The 626-nt window shown below is 47.4% G+C and carries 2 protein-coding genes; both read right to left on the reverse strand.

Annotated features, from left to right (window positions below; translation table 11 throughout):
- On the reverse strand, positions 1-324 hold a 324-nt coding region (locus B3O33_RS02385; RefSeq protein ID WP_292362856.1), incomplete at its 3' end, for a radical SAM protein.
- Positions 325-404: 80 nt separating this feature from the next.
- Positions 405-626 (reverse strand): non-canonical purine NTP pyrophosphatase (locus B3O33_RS02390; protein ID WP_292362852.1); only part of this gene is annotated, 222 nt, incomplete at its 5' end.

The following is a 626-nucleotide window of genomic DNA, read 5'->3' on the forward strand; positions in this document are numbered from 1 at the left end:
AAAGGTACCGGGGTTGGCTTCCAGAGTAATCTCCGCATCGGCACGGATAGGCAATAACGCACGCAAAGCGGAAAATAAGCGGTCGTAGGCTTCAGCACTGAACAGACTGGGGGTACCACCGCCGATAAATATGCTTTGAATTGTACGTCCCCAGACCAGAGGAAGATCCTGTTCGAGATCCCGTATCAATGCGTCGATATAGGCTGTTTCAGGAATCGTTTCACCGGCCTGATGTGAATTAAAATCGCAATAGGGGCATTTACGTACGCACCAGGGCACATGGATATACAGGCTTAGCGGTGGCAAAGCAGTGAAGTTGAACATGGCACTATCAGCCTGAATGGTTTTAGTCTGCAAGGCTGAATAACTGTGGTATTGAATGCGTTGTGAACATGTGATGTCGATTAAGGTTGATGACGGGTATATTTAAATTCTTCCATAAATTGACGCATGGCTTTACCACGATGACTAATCGCATGTTTCTGTTCAGGTGAAAGCTCTGCCGCTGTGCAATCGGTTTCGGCCACCCAAAATATAGGGTCATATCCAAACCCTTCATCACCTAGTGGTGACTGCAGGATTTGTCCCTGCCAACTTCCCTGACAAATCAGTGGAGTAGGATCTTC

The sequence above is a fragment of the Methylophaga sp. UBA1464 genome (assembly GCF_002325665.1).
Taxonomy (GTDB): domain Bacteria; phylum Pseudomonadota; class Gammaproteobacteria; order Nitrosococcales; family Methylophagaceae; genus Methylophaga.